The sequence below is a fragment of the Novosphingobium sp. HNCC26BN242 genome (genome assembly GCF_057180525.1).
This window is the reverse complement of record NZ_JBXUGM010000003.1, coordinates 483,908-503,790: the sequence shown is the minus strand read 5'-3', so window position 1 is coordinate 503,790 and position 19,883 is coordinate 483,908. Positions and strand designations below refer to the sequence as shown.

General features: G+C 60.8%; 19 protein-coding genes. 5 read left to right on the top strand and 14 right to left on the bottom strand.

The window, feature by feature from the left end; genetic code table 11:
• Positions 1–2: 2 nt before the first annotated feature.
• The 4 genes from AC2A1F_RS14450 to AC2A1F_RS14435 all read right to left on the bottom strand — a co-directional run bounded on the left by AC2A1F_RS14450 (position 3) and on the right by AC2A1F_RS14435 (position 4,288).
• Positions 3–1,469, bottom strand: coding sequence for a helicase HerA domain-containing protein (locus AC2A1F_RS14450; protein ID WP_484209459.1), 1,467 nt, complete (start codon positions 1,467–1,469; stop codon positions 3–5).
• Between the two features lie 171 nt (positions 1,470–1,640).
• Positions 1,641–3,200, bottom strand: a complete 1,560-nt coding sequence (ahpF, locus tag AC2A1F_RS14445; RefSeq protein ID WP_484209458.1) for an alkyl hydroperoxide reductase subunit F — start codon at positions 3,198–3,200, stop codon at positions 1,641–1,643.
• Positions 3,201–3,381: 181 nt separating this feature from the next.
• A complete protein-coding gene (ahpC, locus tag AC2A1F_RS14440) occupies positions 3,382–3,945 on the bottom strand; it encodes an alkyl hydroperoxide reductase subunit C (RefSeq protein WP_292631768.1) in 564 nt (187 codons plus the stop codon).
• 4 nt (positions 3,946–3,949) lie between these two features.
• The gene (locus AC2A1F_RS14435; protein WP_484209457.1) at positions 3,950–4,288 is read right to left on the bottom strand and encodes a hypothetical protein; all 339 of its coding nucleotides are present in this window, start codon (positions 4,286–4,288) and stop codon (positions 3,950–3,952) included.
• A gap of 21 nt (positions 4,289–4,309) precedes the next feature.
• Between AC2A1F_RS14435 and AC2A1F_RS14430 the strand changes: the two genes are divergently transcribed.
• The 4 genes from AC2A1F_RS14430 (at position 4,310) to AC2A1F_RS14415 (ending at position 9,525) form a co-directional block, all read left to right on the top strand.
• Entirely contained in the window at positions 4,310–5,452 is a 1,143-nt protein-coding gene (locus AC2A1F_RS14430; protein ID WP_484209456.1) for an HlyD family secretion protein, read from the top strand.
• A complete protein-coding gene (locus AC2A1F_RS14425; protein ID WP_484209455.1) occupies positions 5,449–7,041 on the top strand; it encodes a DHA2 family efflux MFS transporter permease subunit in 1,593 nt (530 codons plus the stop codon). The genes AC2A1F_RS14430 and AC2A1F_RS14425 overlap by 4 nt, the downstream gene beginning before the upstream one ends.
• Entirely contained in the window at positions 7,041–8,498 is a 1,458-nt protein-coding gene (locus tag AC2A1F_RS14420; RefSeq protein ID WP_484209454.1) for an efflux transporter outer membrane subunit, read from the top strand. The genes AC2A1F_RS14425 and AC2A1F_RS14420 overlap by 1 nt, the downstream gene beginning before the upstream one ends.
• A gap of 223 nt (positions 8,499–8,721) precedes the next feature.
• Positions 8,722–9,525: a TetR/AcrR family transcriptional regulator gene (locus AC2A1F_RS14415; protein ID WP_484209453.1), complete on the top strand. Its 804-nt coding sequence runs from the start codon at positions 8,722–8,724 to the stop codon at positions 9,523–9,525.
• Here AC2A1F_RS14415 and AC2A1F_RS14410 read toward each other — a convergent pair.
• Positions 9,500–10,756, bottom strand: coding sequence for a YceI family protein (locus AC2A1F_RS14410; protein WP_484209452.1), 1,257 nt, complete (start codon positions 10,754–10,756; stop codon positions 9,500–9,502). The genes AC2A1F_RS14415 and AC2A1F_RS14410 overlap by 26 nt on opposite strands.
• 161 nt (positions 10,757–10,917) lie before the next feature.
• On the opposite strand from AC2A1F_RS14410, the gene AC2A1F_RS14405 reads away from it, so the two are divergent.
• Positions 10,918–11,751, top strand: coding sequence for a TIGR00266 family protein (locus AC2A1F_RS14405; protein WP_484209451.1), 834 nt, complete (start codon positions 10,918–10,920; stop codon positions 11,749–11,751).
• A 49-nt stretch (positions 11,752–11,800) separates the two neighbouring features.
• Here the strand turns inward: AC2A1F_RS14405 and AC2A1F_RS14400 are convergent, their stop codons facing one another.
• The 9 genes from AC2A1F_RS14400 to AC2A1F_RS14360 all read right to left on the bottom strand — a co-directional run bounded on the left by AC2A1F_RS14400 (position 11,801) and on the right by AC2A1F_RS14360 (position 19,832).
• A complete protein-coding gene (locus tag AC2A1F_RS14400) occupies positions 11,801–14,263 on the bottom strand; it encodes a TonB-dependent receptor (protein ID WP_484209450.1) in 2,463 nt (820 codons plus the stop codon).
• A gap of 104 nt (positions 14,264–14,367) precedes the next feature.
• A complete protein-coding gene (locus AC2A1F_RS14395) occupies positions 14,368–14,553 on the bottom strand; it encodes a YezD family protein (protein ID WP_484209449.1) in 186 nt (61 codons plus the stop codon).
• 328 nt (positions 14,554–14,881) lie between these two features.
• Positions 14,882–15,079 carry a hypothetical protein gene (locus tag AC2A1F_RS14390; RefSeq protein ID WP_484209448.1) on the bottom strand — a complete coding sequence of 66 codons (198 nt, stop codon included), beginning with the start codon at positions 15,077–15,079 and terminating at the stop codon, positions 14,882–14,884.
• 465 nt (positions 15,080–15,544) lie between these two features.
• Positions 15,545–16,060 carry a c-type cytochrome gene (locus AC2A1F_RS14385; protein ID WP_484209447.1) on the bottom strand — a complete coding sequence of 172 codons (516 nt, stop codon included), beginning with the start codon at positions 16,058–16,060 and terminating at the stop codon, positions 15,545–15,547.
• A gap of 7 nt (positions 16,061–16,067) precedes the next feature.
• Positions 16,068–16,610, bottom strand: a complete 543-nt coding sequence (locus AC2A1F_RS14380; RefSeq protein WP_292631753.1) for a methylamine dehydrogenase light chain — start codon at positions 16,608–16,610, stop codon at positions 16,068–16,070.
• Positions 16,611–16,649: 39 nt separating this feature from the next.
• Positions 16,650–17,252 (bottom strand): thioredoxin domain-containing protein, encoded by a 603-nt coding sequence (locus AC2A1F_RS14375; RefSeq protein WP_484209446.1) that lies wholly within the window; start codon positions 17,250–17,252, stop codon positions 16,650–16,652.
• Positions 17,252–17,800 (bottom strand): MauE/DoxX family redox-associated membrane protein, encoded by a 549-nt coding sequence (locus AC2A1F_RS14370; RefSeq protein ID WP_484209445.1) that lies wholly within the window; start codon positions 17,798–17,800, stop codon positions 17,252–17,254. The genes AC2A1F_RS14375 and AC2A1F_RS14370 overlap by 1 nt, the downstream gene beginning before the upstream one ends.
• Entirely contained in the window at positions 17,797–18,999 is a 1,203-nt protein-coding gene (locus AC2A1F_RS14365; protein ID WP_484209444.1) for an amine dehydrogenase large subunit, read from the bottom strand. Before AC2A1F_RS14365 ends, AC2A1F_RS14370 begins: the two co-directional genes overlap by 4 nt.
• A gap of 152 nt (positions 19,000–19,151) precedes the next feature.
• A complete protein-coding gene (locus AC2A1F_RS14360) occupies positions 19,152–19,832 on the bottom strand; it encodes a TetR/AcrR family transcriptional regulator (protein ID WP_484209443.1) in 681 nt (226 codons plus the stop codon).
• Positions 19,833–19,883 lie beyond the last annotated feature (51 nt).

Genomic DNA, 19,883 nt, shown 5'->3' with positions numbered 1-19,883 from the left:
GCTCAGGCCTCGACCGGGGCGGTGGTGAGGCCGAGCGCCGGGATACCGACAGAGCGTCTGCCGCCGTAATCGGTGCGGACCACGATCAGATTGCTCTTTTCGAGGTGTTCGAGCAGCCGGCGGATGCGGCCTGAGGAACGGGTGCCGTAGATTTCGGCCAGACGCTCGTCATCGGGGCATGGCGCGCCGTCTGCGGCGGCGCGGGCGAGCGTGAGGAACGGGGCGAGCAGATCGTCGGGAACATCCTTGCCGATGCGTAGCAGATCTTGCCATTCGGGCGCGCTGTTGTCGGTGATCCCGGCCACGGCCATCGCAAAGCGGCGGCGGAACGCGGTCAGGTCCATGCCGGGCAGGATGCGCAGCATGCGGCAGCGCACGGTGAAATCCTGATAGAGCTGCGCGGTGGGCTGGAACGTGCAGTCAGGCTCCTGCGCCATTTCGGCAAGGATCGAGGCGATGCTGGCAGCGGTTTCCTCGGCTTCGAACAGGCTGGGGGCGACCGGGGGTTCGACCTGTTCGGCAGCGGGGACAAAGCCTTCGATCTGGCCCAGCAGTTCGCCCGCTTCGACCGGGGCGAGTTCGGGTTCTGGCGGGCGCGGGAGCGGCTCCATCGCCAGCGGTTCTGACAGGAGCAGCGATTCCATTTCGGCCCCGCCCGCATTCGGCAGCGGCATCAGGCCCTGCACCACGTTGCGCGCGCGGGTTTGCACGTCGGCGATGCGCACGCTGATCGGGCGGCGGGATATGGCTGGGCCAAGGCCGATGAAGTGCCCGCGTTCCAGATCGCGGATCGCTTCGGCCTGCTTGCGCTCCATGCCCAAAAGATCGGCGGCGCGGGCCATGTCGATATCGAGAAAGGTGCGGCCCATCAGGAAGTTGGAAGCTTCGGCCGCCACGTTCTTGGCCAGTTTGGCAAGGCGCTGCGTGGCGATGACGCCGGCAAGCCCGCGCTTGCGGCCGCGACACATCAGGTTGGTCATGGCCGAGAGGCTGAGGCGGCGCACTTCGTCGGACACATCGCCCGCGGCGGCAGGCGCGAACATCTGCGCCTCGTCCACCACCACCAGCGCAGGATACCATTCATCGCGCGGGGCATCGAACAGGGTGTTGAGGAATACGGCAGCGCAGCGCATCTGGGCTTCGAGTTCCAGCCCATCGAGCGTGAGGATCACCGAGGCACGGTGTTTGCGGATGCGGGCGGCGAGTTTGGCGATTTCGGGGCCATCGTAGGCCGAGCCATCGACCACCACGTGGCCGAACACATCGGCCAGCGTGACGAAATCGCCTTCGGGATCGATCACCACCTGCTGGACGATGCTGGCGCTTTCTTCAAGCAAGCGGCGCAAAAGATGCGACTTGCCCGACCCGCTATTGCCCTGCACCAGCAGGCGGGTGGCAAGCAGTTCTTCGACGTCGATCCGGACAGGGGCGCCGGACCGGTCGGCACCGATGACGATAGTTGCGCTCACGGCTGCGTCTGTGGCGCAGGTGCGCAGAGTCGGCAAGGCTGGGGCGCGGTGATTTCCCCGACCTTGTGGCGTCCAAAGCAAAAGCGGCGACAGGGCACAAACCCTGCCGCCGCTCCTGCGACCCGAAGAGCCGAGGGGGCAGTCTCTCCGGGGAAACTCTAACGTAGCCGATCAGTTGTGGCGGATCAGATGGTCAAACGCAGACAGGGCCGCTTTTGATCCCTCGCCCATCGCAATAATGATCTGCTTGTAGGGCACGGTGGTAACATCGCCCGCCCCGAACACGCCCGGGACATTGGTGGCACCGCGTGCGTCGACTTCGATTTCGCCGCGCGGTGAAAGTGCGACGCTGTCCTTCAGCCATTCGGTGTTGGGCACTAGGCCAATCTGGACGAAGATGCCCTCCAACTCGACCGTGTGCAGTTCTTCGGTGGTCCGGTCCTTGTAGACCAGCGCTGTGACCTTGGAACCATCGCCCAGCACTTGCGTGGTGAGCGCCGAGGTGATGATCGTAACGTTGGGCATCGAACGCAGCTTGTCCTGCAGCACAGCATCGGCGCGAAGTTGGCTGTCGAATTCGATCAGCGTCACGTGTGCGACGATCCCGGCGAGGTCGATGGCCGCTTCAACACCCGAATTGCCGCCGCCGATCACCGCCGTGCGCTTGCCCTTGTACAAAGGGCCATCGCAGTGCGGGCAATAGGCGACGCCCTTGTTGCGATATTCCTCTTCACCGGGCACGCCCATCTGCCGCCAGCGCGCGCCGGTGGACAGGATCAGCGTCTTGGTTTTCAGGCTTGCGCCGTTCTCCAGCTTGATTTCATGCAGGCCGTCTTCCCCTGCGGGCACCAGCGCGGTAGCCTTTTGCAGGTTCATCACGTCGACTTCATAGTCCTTCACGTGGGCTTCAAGCTGGGCGACCATCTTGGGGCCTTCGGTGTGCTGGACCGAGATGAAGTTCTCGATGCCCATTGTATCGAGCACCTGCCCGCCGAAACGCTCTGCCACCACGCCGGTGCGGATGCCCTTGCGCGCAGAATAGATTGCAGCGGCAGCGCCTGCGGGGCCGCCGCCAATGATCAGCACTTCGAACGGCTCCTTGGCCGCAATCTTCTCGGCTGCGCGTGCCGAGGCGTTGGTATCGAGCTTCGCGACGATCTGCGCGAGGTCCATGCGGCCCGAGCCGAAGGGCTGACCATTCATGAACACGGTGGGCACGGCCATGATCTGGCGGCGCTCAACCTCGTCCTTGAACAGCGCGCCATCAATGGCGACGTGCGTGATGTTCGGGTTCAGCGCAGCCATCATGTTCAGCGCCTGCACCACATCCGGGCAGTTCTGGCAGGTGAGCGAGAAGAACGTCTCGAAGTGCAGCGGGCCTTCAAGGGCGCGGGCCTGATCGAGCAGTTCTGCGTCCTCCTTGGGCGGGTGGCCGCCGACATGCAGCAGCGCCAGCACCAGCGAGGTGAATTCGTGCCCCATCGGCAGGCCTGCAAACACCGCTTGCGCCCGGCCCTCATCGGCGCGGATGGCAAAGCTGGGGGTGCGCTCGCCCGCGCCATCGAAGCGCGCCGAGACTTTGTCTGACAGCACCGCGATTTCTTCGAGCAGCGCGCGCATTTCGGCCGATTTGGCACTGTCATCCAGCGTCGCGACCAGTTCGATCGGGCGGCGCAGATTGCCAAGATAGGCCTTCAGCTGGGCGGTGGCGTTGGCATCAAGAACGGGCATTTTGCAAACCTTTCGGGCATACAGAGCCGCGCGTCACCGGCTGGTCGGCGCACGGGGGATCATCAAAAAGTGTGATCGGGCATCGTGGAACCGGCGGGCCGCCCGTGATCGGCACAGCCCGTCCGGCATTGTTTATGGCAGGAAGATCAGCCCCACGCGGCGATCTTCCTGCCGCGTAGTATTAGATCTTGCCGACGAGATCGAACGAAGGAGCCAGCGTTTCGCCGCCTTCTTCCCACTTGGCCGGGCACACCTGACCGGGATTCTCGCGCCAGTACTTGGCAGCCTTGATCTTGCGCAGCAGTTCGGTGGCGTTGCGGCCCACGCCCTCTGGCGTGATTTCGACCAGCTGGATCGTGCCATCGGGATCGGTCACGAAGGTGCCACGGTCTGCAAGGCCAACGCCTTCACGCAGGATGCCGAAGTTGTTCGAAATCGTGTGGTTCTGGTCACCCAGCATGTAGTAGTTGATCTTGCCGACTGCTGGCGAGCTGTCGTGCCATGCCTTGTGGCTGAAGTGCGTGTCGGTGGATACCGAATAAACTTCGACGCCGAGGCCCTTCAGCTCGTCATAGATGTTGGCCAGATCTTCGAGTTCGGTCGGGCAGACGAAAGTGAAGTCGGCCGGGTAAAAGAAGAACACGCCCCACTTGCCCACAACATCGGCATCGCTGACATCAACGAACTTGCCCTGATAGTAAGCAGTGGCCTGGAATGGCAGCAGCTTGGTTCCGACGATCGACATAGACTCAGGTCCTTTTGCGGTTGGATTGGGAAACCGGATTGTGAGGCTGGAAGTAGTGCATGGCAGGGCGATTTTCCAATGAGCAATTCCGCCCTGTTTGATTGACTATATCGATCAATAGAGCAATTTTCCGCGCAATTTCAGCAAAACAAGCCTTTGCCTGTCCTTTTGGGCACGGCTGCCGGAACAGGATAGCGCTTCGGTGCTTGTAGCGCCGAAACGGCCCCCAAGTGTCAGTTTCGCAGTTGCGTGCATTTTTTGCACAGGCTGTCGCGATTTCTGCACTTGAAGTTTCCAAGGCTTGGAACCAAGTAGCAAATAGAAACGGAACGATTTCGTTCAATTATTTTGACTGGACCTTGAAATGGCTGCCGCAACCGATCTTGCCTCTGATTCATCCGCACCGGCAAAAGGCGAAGGCCGCAAAAAGGCCATTGGCCGTGTTGCACTCGTGGCTTTGGGTGCGGGCGCGCTGTACGGCGCGTGGTCACTGTATGATTACCAGACCGTTGGCCGGTATATGCAGGAGACCAACGACGCCTATGTGAAAGCAGACGGCGTAACGATCAGTTCCAAGCTCGCGGGCTATGTCCGCAAGGTAGAGGCGCAGGAGAACCAGAGCGTCAGCAACGGCGCATTGCTGGTGCAGATCGATCCGACCGATTTCGACACACGCCTCGCCCAGATCAGCGCGCAAGTGGACGTGGCCCGCGCGACCGAAAATACCGCGCGCGCTGCGATTGCCGAGGCCCGTTCTGCCACCGGTCAAGCACGGGCGGCGCTCGATGCGTCACAGCGTGAGCTTGCCTATCTGAATGGCGAAGTGGCCCGCATGCGCCCGCTGGTGGCAAGTGGCGCAGAACCCAAGCAGGCGTTCGATCAACTGATTGCCAACCGCGACAAGGCAGCGTCCGATGTTGCCGCAAAGCGTGCCGGGCTTGCCGCAGCGACGGATCGCGTGGCCAGCGCCGAGGCGCAAGTCGGCCAGAGCACCGCTCAGATCCGGGCTGCACAAGCCCAGCGCGAGGCTGCCAGCGTTGATCTGGCCACGACCCGCATCACCGCGCCAATTGGCGGCAAAGTGGGCAATTCCACTGTCCGCGTGGGCCAGTTCATTCAGCCCGGCCAGCGCCTGATGACCATCGTTCCGACCGAGGCGATCTATGTCGAGGCGAACTTCAAGGAAACCCAGATCGGTCTGATGCGCGCCGGGCAACCGGTGACCGTACACGTCGACGCCCTGCCCGATGTTGATTTCCGTGGTGTGGTGGAAAGTATCACGCCGGGCACTGGCGCCAATTTCTCGTTGATCCCGCCGCAGAATGCGACCGGCAACTTTACCAAGATCGTGCAGCGCGTGCCGGTGCGCATCCGCCTCAACGCCGGACCGGAATCCCGCAAGGTGCTGGTGCCCGGCCTGTCGCTTTCGGTTGAGGTTGATACCCGCGCCGCCAAGGCCTCGCTCGATGCGATCCGCAAGGAACAGGAACGGGTGTCGGCCAAGTGAGCAGCACTGCAACCCTTGATGGCGCAGCGGTGGGAACACCGCCGCCGCCTGCCACAGGTAAAGCGGACATAACCGCGTGGCTCGGCGTGGCCGCAGGGGCCATCGGTTCGCTGATGGCCACGCTGGATATCTCCATCGTCAATGCGTCCCTACCCACCATTCAGGGGGAAATCGGCGCATCGTCGAGCGAAGGGACGTGGATCGCTACGTCCTATTTGGTGGCCGAAATCATTATCATCCCGCTGACAGGATGGCTGGAGCGCGTGTTCGGTCTGCGCCGCTTCCTGATGATTGCCACGATCCTGTTCACGATCTTCTCGATCATCTGCGGGCTGTCCACCTCGCTGACGATGATGATTTTGGGCCGCGTTGGCCAAGGCTTTACCGCAGGTGCGATGATCCCCACGGCGCTGACCATCATCGCCACGCGCCTTCCGCCGCAACAGCAACCCATCGGCACCGCGCTATTTGGGCTAACCGTAATCATGGGCCCGGTACTTGGGCCGCTGGTCGGCGGGTGGATCACCGAGAATTTCAGCTGGCACTATGCCTTCTTCGTCAACGTGCCGATCAGCATCATTCTGATGACACTGCTTTATATCGGCCTGCCCAAGGGCAAGATGCAGCTGGGCGAGCTGATCAATGCCGATTGGCTGGGCGTGATCGGCCTGGTGCTGGGGCTTGGCGGCATCACCATCGTGCTGGAAGAAGGACACCGCGAACAATGGTTTGATTCCGCGCTGATTTGGCAGTTGAGCGCCGTGACGCTGCTCGGCTTCATCATGATCGGCGTCGGCCAGTTCACGGCCCGACGCCCGGTGATCAAGCTAGCGCTGCTGCGCAATCGGGCCTTTGCTGCGGTCTTTGCGCTCGCCTTCGTGCTGGGCTCGGTCATGTTTGGCACGGCTTATGTGATCCCGCAGTTTCTGGCTGCCGTTGCCGATTACAACGCCTTGCAGGCCGGCAAGATCGTGTTCCTTTCGGGCATTCCGGCGATGATGATGATGCCGCTGTTCCCGATCCTGATTTCGCGCGTCGATCTGCGGCTGATCGTGGGCACCGGCATGTTTCTGCTCGCCATGTCCTGTTATCTCGACATCACGCTGACCGCGCAATCGCGGGGCGACGACTTTGTCGTGACGCAGTTGATGCGCGGGCTTGGCACCGTGTTTTGCATGATGTTCCTCAATCAGGCGGCGATCAGTTCGGTATCGCGCGATGAGGCAGGCGATGCTGCGGGCCTGTTCAACGCTGCGCGCAATCTGGGCGGCTCGATTGGCCTTGCTGCGCTTGCCACCTTGCAGGATGAGCGGTGGGAGTTTCACCGCTGGACCATCCACAGTTCGCTGAGTGCAAACAATGTGCATGTGCAGGACTGGGTCAACCAGCAGTCCATGACCTATGGCGGCGGGCCGGACGGCATGGCCGCGGCGATGCGCTCGCTCGATGGCATGGTCGTGCGCGATGCACTGGTCATGGCTTTCAACGATGATTTTCTGGCGTTGACGATCGGCATCGTGCTGGTTGCGCCGCTCGTTCTCTTCCTTCGCCCACTTCCCAAGGGCTACCACGCAAAGGCTGCACACTGATGCTCCGCTCTTCGTCTTTCCGCCGTGCCACAGGCGCCACGCTGCTGGCGGCCCTTTTGGCGGGCTGCACCACCGTTGGCCCGGATTATGCCGGCGCGCCAGATGCGGCACCGCAAGCCGCCGCACGTGCTGGCTTCATCCGCGCTGATAGCAATGCCAATCCGGTCGCCCCTTCCCCGCGCTGGTGGGAAAGCCTTGGCGATCCGGTGTTGAACCAACTGGTCGATCAGGCGCTGGCCGATTCCCCCTCGATTGCCGCTGCCAACGCGCGCGTGGCCCAATCGCGCGCGTCGCTTGCCGCAAGCCGGACGGCGGTGCTGCCGACCATCAGCACATCGTTTGCCGCGCCCTATATCAACGTGCCGGGTAACCTGCTGGGCGAAGGTAGCGGGCGGGACGAGATCAACGCCTACAATCTGGGCTTTGACGCATCGTGGGAAATCGATCTGTTTGGTGGCACCCGCCGCAAGGTTGAGGCCGCGACCGCCCGCGCCGAAGCCGCTGAAGCGGGCGCTGCCGATGCGCGCGTTACGCTGTCTGCCGAGATCGCGCGGGCCTATGTCGGTCTGCGCGCACGGCAAGCAATGAAGGGCCTGCAGCAGCGGCAAACAGAGATTGATCGCGAGCTATCTGGGCTGGCCCGCCAGCGCTTTGCTGCGGGCACGATCGCGCAGCAACCGGTCAACGCGGCTGAGGCGCAGACCTTTGCCAGCGAGGCTGACCTGGCAAAGAGCGAGGCAGAAATCGCTGTGCTTATGGATCAGATCGCAGTGCTGGCGGGCAAGGAGCCGGGTGCGCTTGATAGCCTGCTGACTGCGCCTGCCCCCGTGCCGCTCCCACCGGCACAGGTCAGCATCGGTGATCCGACGCTGCTCTTGCGCAGCCGCCCCGACATCCGCATGGCCGAACGCCAGCTTGCCGCCGCTAATGCCGATATCGGCGTGCGCATGGCTGACAAGTTCCCGAAGATCTCGTTCCTTGGCCTGCTGGGCCTTGGCGGACAGAACATCGGCGATGTGCTGGACCCCGGCAATATCGTCGGCATTGCCCTTCCGCAGCTCAAATGGAACCTGTTCGACGGCGGCCGAGCCGAACGGCAGGTCGAGGTGGCGCGGGGTGCGGGCGCTGAGGCCGAGGCGAACTACCGCAATGCTGTGCTGCGCGCGCTGCAGGATGCTGAAGGGTCGCTCGCCCGCTTTGGCGGCCAGCGTATTGCCTTTGGAAAAGCGCTGGACGCCGAAGCGCGGGCACGCCGCAATGTCGATCTGCAGCAGCAACGCCTTGATGCGGGCCGCATTGCCCGGGCTGATCGACTGGACGCCGAGCGGCAGGCTTTGCAACTGAGCATGGCCACAGCTTCGGCGAAAGCGGAGCTTGCGACCGGTTTCATCGCAGTGGAAAAGGCGCTTGGCCTTGGTTGGCAGAACGGCTGGCAGAGCGCGGAGCCGAATAAATGAGACGGTTTCGCCCATTTTATAGTCTATTGACTCTGCCACTGGCCATGGCACTCTGTCCCCATAAGAACTCGTTTGAGCGAGGACATGGGAACGATGCGCTGGTTTACGGATGCAGGTGTGCGCTTTTGGCAGGCCTACTGCGAAGGATTGGAAATGTCTTGCCCGGTTCACAACCGGATAGCCGACGCTATGGCAGATCGGCTGTGCGAGCGGGACCGCAATCATGACGCCACCGAACGCAATCAAGGGCAAACAGCCTCCACCGTCCACTGACAGCTACGCAGCCCACTCGGCTCATGGATCAACGTCGGCTGACTCTAGCCTGATTTGTACAGCTGCTACATCTGGCGAATGCGATGCAGGCCTCTTCAGGGCAACCACGATCAGTCGGCGCGGTCGCCCTTCGCTTGAAGAGGCGCAACGCCTGCCGCAGCGCATTCTGGAGGCAGGATGGGAAGTCCTGCGCGAACATGGCTTCGAAGCTTTTACGTTTGACCGTGTCGCCCGCCATGCCCGCATAGGCAAGGCCACGATCTACACGCGCTTTGGCAGCAAGCGCGAATTCTTCGATGCGCTTCTGGCGTTGAAAACGACCGAACGTAGCCTGAAGATTATGGCAATTGGCACGGGCCTTCCTGCGGTAGAGGCGTTCTGCCTGCGCGCGGCGGCCATAATGGAAGTATTGCAATCTACAGACGGCCTGATGATGGAACGACTGGTGGACTGGTGCGATCAGGAGTTCGGGGACAGCCAGTATGGATATCGCCATGCGATGTACGCAGAAGCCATTGAAAACGTTTCGGCTGAACTGTCTGAAATCGCAAAGGAACAGGATATCGCGCTATCACACCCGGAATTGGCTGCACGCTTCTGGATAGAGGGCATCCTTGGCCACGTGCGCATGGCTGGTGCCGCACCGCTTCCCGAACGCCAGGAAAACGAACGATGGGCACGTGCTTATTCGGAGTTCTTCTTTGCAGGCTTGCGCAGTTCGCAGAACCTTACTTCCGCTTCGCGCGGAAGTTGAAGTCGATGCCAACCGCATCCTTTAACTGATCGGTGGCTGACCATTCAGCCTCTCCAACGCCGAAGACAAGCCGCTGCAAGGTGGTGCTGCCGGTCGCAACGGCTTTGTCTCCATCGATTTTCAGATTGAAGCGCAGTGTCACCGGCCTGCTCTTTCCATGCAGCGACAGCGTACCGTTGGCGACATAGCGCCCCGTGCCAGCCTCACGGATCGCGGTCGAAACGAACTGCGCCGTGGGATGCGCTGCCACGCCAAAGAAGCTGTCGCTCTTCAGCATGTCATCGCGCTGACCATCGCCACTTTCAACCGAGGCAAGGTCTATCGTCGCGCGGATCGATGAGCCTGCAAGGTCCTGCGGATCGAACACGATTTTCGCGTCCCACCGTCCGAAAGAACCCTTTATTCCCTCACCGCTATAATCCGCTGTGAAACCAAGCCGCCCGCCCTTTTCCAGTGCCCACGGGCTGGCTTTTGCCGTGACGGCAGCTTCAGAAGCCGTTGGCGCGGATTCTTCTTCGATAGCGCTGGTGCTGGCATCCGGCAGCGGCTCTTCGCTCACCGATGCAGTTGATGCCACGGCTACCGGGGCAGCAGCGGGTGCAGCAAAAGTCATGCCGCGGCCGGAAGCCAGCGCCGCAAATCCGGCAACCACGGCCACAGCAGCAGCAATGCTGATCCCGGAATGGCTAGTGATCGCCTTCGGCAGCATTCTGCCAATCACGTCTTCGCGCTTGAAATGATGGTACAGCGCCCCAGCCACGTGCAGCAAAACCAAAGCGAGCGTCATCGGCCCAAGCAAACCGTGCATCGCCTCTGCCGGTTCATGCAGAGCTTGCCCGACCGGCAGATCCGGCCAAGGCACCACCCCGAACAGCATGGTCTGCAACCGCACTTTGGCTGTGGAGACAATCACCCAACCCGAGATCGGCCCGCCAATCATGATCGCATAGAGCAAAAGATGAACCGCCCTTGCGGCCAGCACCTGCAGCTTGCCATCGGGCACTTGTGCTGGACGCGGCTTTACAAGCCGCACAGCCAGACGCAGCAAGCTTAGCAGCAAAATCGTGATGCCGACCGACTTGTGGAACTGGTATCCGGCAAACTGCGCCACACCCTTTGGCAGGTGCTCAAGCCCGCCGCCAAGCCCCACCTGAAACAGCAGCAAAAGCGCCAGGACCCAGTGCAAGGCAATGGCGGCAGACGCATATCGGGACGGAGAAACGGCAGTCATCGGCAACCTTCACGAGAATGAATGGGCTTCACGAAAAATTTTAAACGGTGATGTCTGATATGACGAGTGGCATACACGCATCGACCAACGCAAGGCATGTTCCTTTTGCTTGTCATTCGCGATCGCTACATTTGACAGTGATCTTTCAACGGGAGACCTAAATGTCCAACAGCCCATGGGCCCACCACCGCAGCGCCTCCATTGCCGATGACATCGATTTCGAGATCAAGGGGCAGGAACTGCAATTCCTCGAAATCGAACTCGATCCGGGTGAAAGCGCCGTTGCCGAAGCAGGCGCGCTGGTGTGGAAGGATGCTGCTGTCGGCATGACCACCGTCTTCGGCGATGGCAGTGCCGATCAACAGGGCGGCTTCATGGGCAAGCTCCTGGGCGCAGGCAAGCGGCTGGTGACCGGCGAAAGCCTGTTCACCACCGTGTTCACGCACAATGGCCACGGCAAGGCCCGCGTGGCCTTCGCCTCACCCACGCCCGGCGCAATCCTGCCGATGAAGCTTTCGGACGTTGGCGGCACGCTGATCTGCCAGAAGGACAGCTTCCTTGCCGCAGCGCGCGGCGTGTCGATCGGCGTCGCCTTTCAGCGCAAGGTGATGACCGGCCTGTTTGGCGGCGAAGGCTTCATCATGCAAAAGCTTGAAGGCGATGGCTGGGTGTTCGTGCAGATGGGCGGCACCATTGTTGAACGTGAGCTGGCACCGGGACAGGAACTCCACGTCGATACCGGCTGCTTGGCCGCCTACACGCCTTCGGTCGATTTCGATCTGGTGACCGCAGGCGGCGTGAAGTCGGTGCTGTTTGGCGGTGAAGGCCTGTTCTTTGCCCGCCTGCGCGGCCCCGGCAAAGTGTGGATTCAATCGCTGCCGTTCTCGCGTCTGGCCGGGCGCATGATGGCCGCTGCCGGATCGCGCGGCGGACAGAACCGGGGCGAAGGATCGATCCTTGGAGAATTTGGCGATTTCATCGGCGGGAATAACTGAGTTTTTCGGATCAGGGGCCGATGGTGCAAAGCCACCAGCCCCTGAAAACTCAAAACGCCTTGCGCAGCGTAAAGCCCCATGTGCGCGGATCACCCGGAAGCCCCGCAATCAGCCCGGTATTGCCCGGCCCGACGAACACCTGTTCAAAGTAGTTCGCGTCAAACGCATTGCGCACCCAGCCATAGATGTCGAAACCATCGTCCGTGCGGAAACCGGCGCGGAAGTTCGACAGCGCATAGCCATCGACATTGGTGTAGGCCGAAGGCGTCGGGTTTGAAGAAAAGCCAGATCGATAGCTGCCATCATAGCCCAAGTAGATCTGCCCATCCTGCTTCAGGAACGTGACCGGCGCATTCGCTTCAAAGCCGAACGAGAACGACCACTTTGAAACGCCCGGCAGGCGCTGGCCAGAAATGTCGCAGTTTGCGGGACTGAGCGCGCCCGGTGTGCCTGCAGCACCCGGCACTTGCGTGCCCGTGGCCACGGTTCCGCCTGCAAGCTCTGGCGGGCATGGCGCATCAACGAACTTGCGATAGGTCGCGTCGGTGTATGCAGCGTTGGTGTAGGCGTTGAACCGGTCGTTTGGCCGTATCGAGAAATCGGCTTCGAAACCCTGCGAACGTACCGCTTCGGCATTGGCCAGGTATCCGCGCAGCACCCCGAACTGGCCATTGTTCACGTTGGCCTGATAATCCGAAATATCAGTGCGGAAAGCCGAAAGATTGAAGATCGCGCCGATGCTTCGCAGCTCGGTCTTGATGCCCAATTCGTAGTGGTTGACCGATTCCGGCTTCACCGTGGCTGTGCCCAGCAGCGGGTTATTTTGCGTATCGGTCGGCACACCGTTCTGGTTGATTCCGCCCGATTTGAACGACTTGGCATACGTCGCATAGGCAAGAACGCCGTCTGCCACCTTGTAGCTGGCCGTGAAGTCGTAGCTGAAATTCCAATCGCTGAACTTCGGCGCAATTTCCTGCGGGGTAAAGATCGCCAGCTGCGCCGTCTTGGTGGCACTGGTTGTCCCATCGAGCAGGATTTCGGTGCCTGCCCCGGTGAACACGCGGCGCTGGTAGAAGCCGTCCTTCTTGTCATAGTTCAGGCGCACGCCGGGCTGCAATGTCAGCTCCGGCGTAACCTTCCAGCTGACCTGCCCATAAAGCGCCAAACTGGTATTCTTTAGGAACTGCGTGTTGCGCGCGGTCAGCCCATCCAGCACGTTGGAATTGTAAAGCGCATTGGTGGGGGCAAGATTCCACTTGGTCGATGCTGAGCCGTGCGATTCCGTGCCTTGCGTATCGATGCGCTGATAAAAACCGAACGCTCCCACCACGAAGTCAAACCTGTCGCCGCTGTAGTTATAGCGCAGTTCTTGCGTATACTGGTCCTGCTGCGAAGGATTTTGCGATCGCGTGACGATTGGCAGGCCGGTAAAATCGCGGTCGTTCTGCGGCAGCCAGTCCCAGAACCGCCACGCGGTGACAGAGGTCAGCGTGCCTGGCCCCACGTCCCACTTCACCTTGATCGAAGCGCCGCCAATCTTGTTGCCTGCCTGTAGCGCGGCATCCAGATCGGTCGCCCGGTCAAACGGTTCGGTGCTGGAAGGCGCATAGCCCTGCGCCGCAGCAAGGGCTGCAAACTGGCGATTCAGCGCGCGCTGCGTTAACCCCGTGCGCACATACACCGAGCCGCAGCACACGGCATCCTGCTCGCTGTAATCGCCTGCCAGCGTGATGCTGAAAGCATCGCTGGGCTGGAACAGCAATTGTCCGCGCAGGCCCAGGTTGTCCTGGCTTTGTATCCATTGCTGCGAGGTGACATTGTAGATCGTGCCGCGCCGGTTGGTGGACGACACGGCAAAGCGTGCGGCCAGTGTGTCCGATATCGGCCCGGATACGGCCGCCTTGGCTTGCACGAAATTCAGATTGCCCACGCTTGCCTCGGCCCGCGCTTCGAAATTGAAGGTCGGCTGATTGGTGGTGATGTTGATCGCGCCGGCCGTCGTGTTTTTGCCATAGAGCGTACCCTGCGGCCCGCGCAGCACTTCGATCTGCTTCACATCGAGGAAATCGAATGTGGCCGACGCCACGCGTGAGTTGTAGACATCATCGATATAGATGCCCACGCCCTGCTCGATACCGTCGTTGGTCAGGCCGAAGGGCACACCCAGCCCTCGGATGTTCACCGCCGTGTTGCGGGGATTTGAAGAGTAGAACTGGAGGGTAGGCGTCAATTGCTGCAGGCGGCCCACGTTGAAGCTGCCGGTGCTGTCAATCTGATCACCCGCCAAGACGGAAATGGCGAGCGGCACATCCTGCGCCGTTTCGGCCCGCCGGCGCGCGGTGACAACGATCGTGCCGGAATCGTTCGCACCGGTGCCGACGGACGATTCCTGCGACTGCGGACCATCAATCTCGGCAGGGGAAGGAGCCATGGCTGCGGTTTCAGCAAATGCGCTGGACGAAATGAGGGCAAGAGGCGTGGCCCCTGCCAGAAGCAGAACACGGAAAGTCATCGCAAAACCTCATGGTTTCCAAAAGCGATGCCTCCGGTCGTCCGGTCAGCGGCTCTATGGTTGGCTGTATTGTATTGTTGAAGTGTAGTTGCCGTGTTGTCCGATCAGTTCGGCTTGAGCCGTCGCTTCTCGGTCACGTCAATCTGGACCACCCGGCCCTCGTGGATCGTCAGTTGGATCGAACCATACTTCATACCAGTGAGCGCCTGGCGTACGCTGGCGAGGCTTTCGTCGATCTGGCTTTCGGTCGCCCCCGAACCTGGTCCCCCGCTTTGCTCTGTTTCAGTCATCTCTGGATCACCCCTGTTGCCGACGATTCGCACCACCGCCGTGCAATCCTATATACTCAACAAATTAGATAGACATTAAAATTGCACTATGCCGTCGTTAAGCAGATCTTTAATCTACTGAAATCGCTTAACTTTGGCACAGAACAGCGGGTGAAAGCGCATGCGCTCACCCTCACCCGACATACAGGACGCTAAACTCTATTATATTGATAGACTATAGTGGAGCGACAAACCGCCTGAATTGCGAGGCGATTGGAAAGGCCTTGATTGGTCAGCCCAAGGGTATGTGCAGGAGCCCTGGACAAAACGCTGCGCCACGTTTCTGGATTCAGGAAGAAACCACAAGCTTCAAGTGCCCACGGCTGCGGGTGTGGTCGGGCGTTGCTACAAGGCAAGCGCGCAGGCAATCAACCGCCATGGCCAAATGCAATGCTGCCATAGCCTCCCCATGCTGATCCAGATCGTCCAGCGCCCCTGAAAGAGCTTCGAACACTTCTTCGAGCGGTCTTGCTGCGGTCTGCATCACGGCATCTCATCCTGCTACGAGGCGGCGAATTTTATTCCCGGGGCCTTACCAGCCCGCGGGTCCGCACGGTGAACGAAGCGAAGTGGTAGCCAACTGGCGACAGAGCGAAAGGGAAGAATGCACCGCTTAAGAGCAATCCTTCTGCTCCCATTATGGCAGAAACGCGGGGTTTTGCGTAATATCACTTACAACACTGTAGGTTAGCCTGAAGCCATGGGAAACGGCATCGAAAACCAGACAGCGCACGCCGGAGGCAAAATCGGTTCCGAATTGGCCGCACTGGCTGAAAGCCCGAAATCGCGGGCGCAAACCTCATACGAAGATACGAAACTGTGATGCGAATCACACATTGTCCACTGTCCGACATAGCCTCGTTGGCCTGCCTTGGACGGTCACCAGTCTGAGGCACGCAGGCCTCGAAGGTAAACGTACGCTAATCAACCAAACCGGAACATATCCCACGCCTCAGCGGGTTCGATAAAAGTCGCGAAAGGTTTCTGGCGCACCACATTTTCGAATGGCTGTTTCTACATGCCGCCGCCGCTCTGCCACCAGCGAGGCAGAGGTCAGCGCCAAAGCTCTTTCTCGCGCCACTTCGGCAGCCGTGAATGGTTGCGAGCCGGGGATCACGCTTTCCCCGCCAAGGCTATAAACCATGAAGTTCAGCATGTCGGCCAGTTGCTGGTTATCGCTGATGCGGCTTTTGGCGATATTGGGCAGGCGTAGCATGTATGCTCGCGTGTCTGCGGTACACATCATGTAGCCCACCCGTCCGCGCAGTTCTGGCAACTTTGCCGGAGCGGACAGGCCCTGAACTCCGTGGCAACCGGCGCAGTGTTCCACGTAATCGCCGCGCGCCAGTTCAGGATCGGTGATTGCAGCAAGGCCCTGCGTCACGGTTGCAGCGCGCAGATCCTGACGTGCGGCCAGCTGGGGGGCCAGCAGCAACGCTAGACATGCCAAAACCAGCGCGCGCTTCATCGTGGCCTCAGGCCGCGCCGATCATCATTGCGGTGGAGCAGTGGTATTCCATGCTGCTCGTGCCGAAGCACCAGATCACGTTGTTGTTGAGTTGCGGCAGGTAAAGCTGCGTCTCACGATCCGTATTGTCGCAACCGCACTGGCCGCAGGTCGGCTTGCCGCAGCAATCGCGATAGGCGATCATATAGGCCTTGCCGTCATCGGGATTGATGCACGATCCGACCCACGATACCGGCGAAGGCTCCGACCCGGCAGGGCACGTATGCATGCCGCCGCCGCAGCAGGTGCACAACGACCCGTCAATCGCGCAATAGCGCCAGTAATTGCACTTGGTATCGTCCTTCGTCTGCGCGGTGCGGGCAAAGGCAGTCTTGGCTTCGGGCGAGCGGTCCGGCTTGGCTGCTTCAGCCCGGCTGACGGGCAGGAGCGGAAAGACCGGCGCTGCAACCAGTGCGGCGCCAAGCCGGGAAAGAATGCCCCGGCGCGATGTGCCGCCGGCCAGGCGCCGCAGCATCTTTTCGCCAGCTGCATCGGGATTGAACCTGATCATCTGAAGCCCCCTTCGCTTGTCCCCGTCATGCTGCCTCAATCATGCTGCAACAGCCTTTTTCAGGCCCGAAATGTAATCCTGCACGGTCGCTATGCCCAGTTCGTGGGCCACAACCAGACTTTCGAGATGCTCGCGGCTATTGACCAGGCCCTTGGACAGGATCACGCCCTCGGCATCGAGCAGCACCGCATAGGGCAGCTTGCCCACTTCGAACGCCTGCCCCACTTCCGGGCCATTGATAAAGCGGTAGTCCTCAAGCCCCTGTGCGGCGATCAATCCTTGCTGTGCATCCACCGTATCATCGCCAACGAATGTCAGTTCCACCCGCTCATCCTTGGCGAAGGAGCGCGCGGCCGGGATCAGGCCCTTGCACAGCGGACATGTGGCCGAAACGAACATCAGCAGCCGCAAAGGCACGTTCTTGGCTGGCCCGCCCACGATCACGTCTTTGCCTTCCAGCGTGCGCGCTGGCACGGCAGGTGCCTTTCCCCCAACAGCAGGCCCGCCGCTGGTCTGCAATGCTCCGGCTGGCGCAACACGCATGTGCAGCACGCCCACCTGCCGGGCCAGCGCGAGCAAGGCCACGACCAGTGCGATGATCACCATCCATGAAAGCACTTGCCCCACGATCAGCGCGGTCATCATCGCGAATTCCTTTCAACTGCCAGAGGCCCTGCAGCCAGCGCCGCCAGCGCATTGACCAGCAAGGTCATCAAGTAGAGCGCCAGCCCGCCTGCCAGCGAAAGGCCCCATTCGAGTGAGCCAAACAGCGGCAGCGCAAACAGCGCCGGGATCAACAACACCGCCAGCACCAGATTGCGCAGCACCAGCGTGCGGCTGAGCGGCTGCCGCAGTTCAGAGCGTCCGCAGCCGCAATCGATATGCGCCCGCCCCCGCCCGATGTTCACCGCCATTGCCGCAGCAAAGGTGATCAGCAAAGCGCTGGCCGGAAACACCGCAAGCCAAACCCCGCCCACAAGCGCGGCACCGATCAGCGTTTCGGCCACGGGCAGTGCCGCCGCAATCGGGCCGATCAGCTTTTCGGGCAGGAGCCGGTAGTTGGCAACCACGCCCGGAAAGACCCGGCGATTGCGCAGCTTGCCAATGCCCGCTGTCAGAAATACCAGACCATTGCCGACCGCCGCGACACCGCCGCAGATTGCAAGGGTCGTGTTGACAGGCTCGCTCACTTCGGTTCGACCACCGTGATCAATCCGCCGCCTGCGTTTTCGATCTCGTGCTTGGTCTCGCCCGTCTTGGAATCGATGATCATCGCATTGTTTTCCATGCCATTGACCATGATCAGTGCCGCGTCATCCTGCGTAATCTCGATGTTTCGCGGATGGCCTTTGACCGGGTAGCGCTTGACCACTTTCTTGGTGGCAAGGTCCAGACCCCAGATTTCTTCAGCCCCTTCCTTGTGGCTCCAGTATTCGCCTTTGTGCATCAGCACCCAAAGCATGCCGGTGGGCCGGTGCAAGGCGGTCGGCTGCATCCCACCTGGATACCATGCAATGTCCAGTGGCTTCACATCAGCAGCGTGCATACCGCCAGCTTCCTGGATCGAGAACGGCGCGCTGACCACCGGCGTGGCACCCATGGCCACAGTGCGTACTTGTCCGGTGTAGCTCACCATCACAGCCAGCTTCTTCTTGCGATCATAGACCACATTGGAGAAGATCGGATCAGCGGCAGCGTCAAAGAACTCTGCCGTGCGCGTGATGTCCTGCGCTGCCCCTTTTACCGCCACGGTGGCCAGTGTGCCATCGGCGCAGAGCGCTGAGAAGCCAACGCCGGGATTGGGAATGAGGCTGGCACAACCCGGCAATTCAATCGCGCGCACAAACTTGCGCTTGACCATGTCGATCACGTTGACCGACGAGGCCGGATCGAAGTTGTAATCGTAGGCTGTCTTGCCATCATCGCTCAACACGAAGTTCGTGTTGAACCCGCCGATGATCAGGCGGCCCGGCGTAGGGATTTCGGTAACCAGCTTTAGCGTTTTGCTGTCATAGACTGAAACCAGATCCATCCGCGTGCCACGGTTGACCTTGGTCCACATTGTTTCGGCCACGTAATAGAACTTGCCGTCAGGATCGATGGCGAGATCGGAATCCCGGCTGGTGGAGACCATGCCAATCATCTTGCCGGTGCCTGCGTCGAAAATGCTCGATCCGGCAGAGCCCCAGCCACCACGCACAAAGAACCAGTTCGGCTTGGGCGGTTCGATCGTGTTGACTTCGGCCTCTTCGGCCTCAACCATGGTTTCGGCCAGCAGCGGCGATGCGAAGGTCCCCGCAATCGCAGATGCGCCCAAGGCAAGCCCCACGGCACGCGATGCCAGCTTACTTCCGAGCCTGTTCTTACCTGCGCCGATAAACGTCATCATGGCCCCCGCTACCTGTCGCCAGTCCCCTGCGTGGCCCAAGGCTTGACGATTGTCCAGATTCGGTCAAGGGCCTTGTTGCAGGTGCGAATGAAAACCTTGGGCATCACGTCTGCAGTCCCGACGCAGGTATGGCCCTAACCCGTGTTTGACGGTCAAGCCCGGTTGGCTACACCTGCAATCTGCGCCGGAGTGATCGTTTTGGCAAGATGCACCAGACTGTGCGCAGCAATCGCGGTAAAGGCTGACATCCGGTCTGCCCATGGCTTTTCATAGCCGAGAAACGGGGTCGCGCCTTCCATCGATGCGCTGATGAACAAGGCCACATCGCGCACTTGCTGGTGATCCAGCACCGGATTGAGTTGGCCCACATATTCCGAAATGAAATCGTGCACGCGCTGGTAGAAGACGCGCACCCGGTCGGCCACGAACTCGTTGTGATTGGCCAGCGCCCACAATTCTGGGAATAGCCGCGTGGTGCGCTTGCCCGCGATATCATCCAGACACAGCACCACGATCAGGCGCAAACGCTCTTCGGCATCAAGGCCGGGTTGCCGCACTGTGCGCTCCAGCAGCTTGTCATAACTGCTGATGATATCGTCTAGCAGGGTCTGGACCAACAGTTCCTTCTTGGGGAAATGGTAGCTGACATTGCCAACTTTCATGCCGCATTCGGTCGCGATACGGCGGATCGTGAAAGCGCCCGATCCTTCGTCAATCAGCACCCTCAGTGCGGCTTGAATGATCGCATCGACGGTTTCTGTGCCACGCGCATATGTCCCCGGACGCGGAGCAGACGGCAGTTCGGTATCGGCAAGATCCAGTTGTGCGGGCATATGTCACGCGCATAACACCAAGATTGCAGGTGCGCCAAGAGCAATGACCTG

Excerpts from the sequence above, each read along its gene's own strand:
- AC2A1F_RS14400 (WP_484209450.1), bottom strand. The coding sequence starts at position 14,263 with ATGACTTTCCGTGTTCTGCTTCTGGCAGGGGCCACGCCTCTTGCCCTC.
- AC2A1F_RS14415 (WP_484209453.1), top strand. The coding sequence starts at position 8,722 with ATGACGCCACCGAACGCAATCAAGGGCAAACAGCCTCCACCGTCCACT.
- ahpF (WP_484209458.1), bottom strand. The coding sequence starts at position 3,200 with ATGCCCGTTCTTGATGCCAACGCCACCGCCCAGCTGAAGGCCTATCTT.
- ahpC (WP_292631768.1), bottom strand. The coding sequence starts at position 3,945 with ATGTCGATCGTCGGAACCAAGCTGCTGCCATTCCAGGCCACTGCTTAC.
- AC2A1F_RS14385 (WP_484209447.1), bottom strand. The coding sequence starts at position 16,060 with ATGAAGCGCGCGCTGGTTTTGGCATGTCTAGCGTTGCTGCTGGCCCCC.
- AC2A1F_RS14380 (WP_292631753.1), bottom strand. The coding sequence starts at position 16,610 with ATGATCAGGTTCAATCCCGATGCAGCTGGCGAAAAGATGCTGCGGCGC.
- AC2A1F_RS14410 (WP_484209452.1), bottom strand. The coding sequence starts at position 10,756 with ATGACTGCCGTTTCTCCGTCCCGATATGCGTCTGCCGCCATTGCCTTG.
- AC2A1F_RS14395 (WP_484209449.1), bottom strand. The coding sequence starts at position 14,553 with ATGACTGAAACAGAGCAAAGCGGGGGACCAGGTTCGGGGGCGACCGAA.
- AC2A1F_RS14420 (WP_484209454.1), top strand. The coding sequence starts at position 7,041 with ATGCTCCGCTCTTCGTCTTTCCGCCGTGCCACAGGCGCCACGCTGCTG.
- AC2A1F_RS14375 (WP_484209446.1), bottom strand. The coding sequence starts at position 17,252 with ATGACCGCGCTGATCGTGGGGCAAGTGCTTTCATGGATGGTGATCATC.
- AC2A1F_RS14365 (WP_484209444.1), bottom strand. The coding sequence starts at position 18,999 with ATGATGACGTTTATCGGCGCAGGTAAGAACAGGCTCGGAAGTAAGCTG.
- AC2A1F_RS14405 (WP_484209451.1), top strand. The coding sequence starts at position 10,918 with ATGTCCAACAGCCCATGGGCCCACCACCGCAGCGCCTCCATTGCCGAT.
- AC2A1F_RS14430 (WP_484209456.1), top strand. The coding sequence starts at position 4,310 with ATGGCTGCCGCAACCGATCTTGCCTCTGATTCATCCGCACCGGCAAAA.
- AC2A1F_RS14360 (WP_484209443.1), bottom strand. The coding sequence starts at position 19,832 with ATGCCCGCACAACTGGATCTTGCCGATACCGAACTGCCGTCTGCTCCG.